This is a genomic window from Micromonospora echinofusca, assembly GCF_017614955.1.
GTDB classification, from domain to species: domain Bacteria; phylum Actinomycetota; class Actinomycetes; order Mycobacteriales; family Micromonosporaceae; genus Micromonospora; species Micromonospora echinofusca_A.
The window spans coordinates 1-1886 of sequence record NZ_WVUH01000605.1; the positions used below are offsets into that span (position 1 = coordinate 1).

At 65.0% G+C, this 1886-nt stretch carries 2 protein-coding genes; both read right to left on the reverse strand.

The window, feature by feature from the left end:
* On the reverse strand, positions 1–1193 hold a 1193-nt coding region (locus GSF22_RS33215; RefSeq protein ID WP_208817862.1), incomplete at its 3' end, for a sulfate adenylyltransferase subunit 1.
* Positions 1193–1886 (reverse strand): sulfate adenylyltransferase subunit CysD (cysD, locus tag GSF22_RS33220; RefSeq protein ID WP_208817863.1); only part of this gene is annotated, 694 nt, incomplete at its 5' end. The genes cysD and GSF22_RS33215, both read right to left, overlap by 1 nt.

A 1886-nucleotide genomic window follows, 5' to 3' on the forward strand; every position in this document is an offset into this window, starting at 1 on the left:
GGAACCGTGGTGCGTAGCCGCACCCGACCGATCTCGTTCAACCGCAACTGATCCGCCGTCTCGTCCCGGTGCAGCGTGTTGACATCCAGCCGGTAGTGCAACCCCCGCACCACCGCCCGCGCCGACCGCGTCGTGTGCTTGATCGCATACCGACCACCCGGCTGCAACGGCCGCGTCTCATCCATCCAACACACCATCGCCTCGATGTCCTGCGCCACCTGCGGCGCATTGTTCGGACGACAGATCAGATCCCCCCGCGAAATATCGATCTCATCCTCCAGGCGGATCGTCACCGACATCGGCGGGAACGCCTGCTCCACCGGACCATCCGCCGTCTCGATCACACTGATCCGGCTGGTGAACCCCGACGGCAGCACCATCACCTCATCCCCCGGCTTCAACACACCCGACGCCACCTGACCCGCATACCCCCGGTAGTCGGTCACCGTCGTCGACTGCGGCCGGATCACATACTGCACCGGAAACCGCACATCCTGCAGATTCCGATCCGACGCGATGTGCACCCGCTCCAGATGGTGCAACAACGACGGCCCCTCATACCACGGCATGTTCTCCGACCGCGACACGATGTTGTCACCCCGCAGCGCCGAGATCGGCACCACCGTCAGATCCGGCGCGTCCAACTTCGCCGCGAACGTCGTGAACTCGTCCGCGATCCGCTCGAACACCTCCTGCGACCAGTCCACCAGATCCATCTTGTTCACACACAACACCAGATGCGGCACCCGCAACAACGAACACAGGAACGCATGCCGCCGCGACTGCTCCACCAACCCCTTACGCGCGTCCACCAGGATCAACGCCAGATCAGCCGTCGACGCACCCGTCACCATGTTCCGCGTGTACTGAATATGCCCCGGCGTGTCCGCGATGATGAACTTCCGCCGCGGCGTCGCGAAATACCGGTACGCCACATCGATCGTGATGCCCTGCTCCCGCTCCGCCCGCAAACCATCCGTGAGCAACGCCAGGTTCGTGTACTCGTCCCCCCGCGCCGCACTCACCGCCTCCACCGCCTCCAACTGGTCGGTGAACAACGACTTCGTGTCGTACAACAACCGGCCGATCAGCGTCGACTTACCGTCGTCCACACTCCCGGCCGTCGCGAAGCGGAGCAGATCCATCGGGCGAGCCTCGACCGCCTCGACAGGCTCGACAACACTGCTGGTCATCAGAAGTAGCCCTCCCGCTTGCGGTCCTCCATGGCAGCCTCACTCACCCGGTCGTCACCCCGGGTGGCACCCCGCTCCGTCACCCGCGTCGACGCCACCTCCTCGATGACCTTCTCCACCGTGTCCGCATCCGACCGCACCGCAGCCGTGCACGAGGCGTCACCCACGGTGCGGTACCGCACCCGGGCCTTGAACCGCTCCTCACCCGAACGGGCGTGGAAGAACTCGTTGACCGCGTACAACATCCCGTCCCGGTCGACCACCTCACGCTCGTGCGCGTAGTAGATCGACGGCAACGGCAACGCCTCCCGCGCGATGTAGTGCCAGATGTCCAACTCGGTCCAGTTCGACAACGGGAACACCCGGATCGACTCACCCGGATGATGCCGACCGTTGTACAACGACCACAGCTCCGGACGCTGATTCTTCGGATCCCACTGCCCGAAGTCGTCCCGGAAACTGAACACCCGCTCCTTCGCCCGCGCCTTCTCCTCGTCCCGACGCGCACCACCGAACAACGCATCGAACCGGTACTTCTCCACCGCGTCCAACAACACCGGCGTCTGGATCCGGTTCCGCATCCCGTCCGGCGACTCGTGCACCAGACCACTGGCGAGCGCCTCCGGCACGCTGGCCACCACCAGGTGCAACCCCATCTCGGCCACCCGCTGGTCCCGGTACTCCAACACCTCC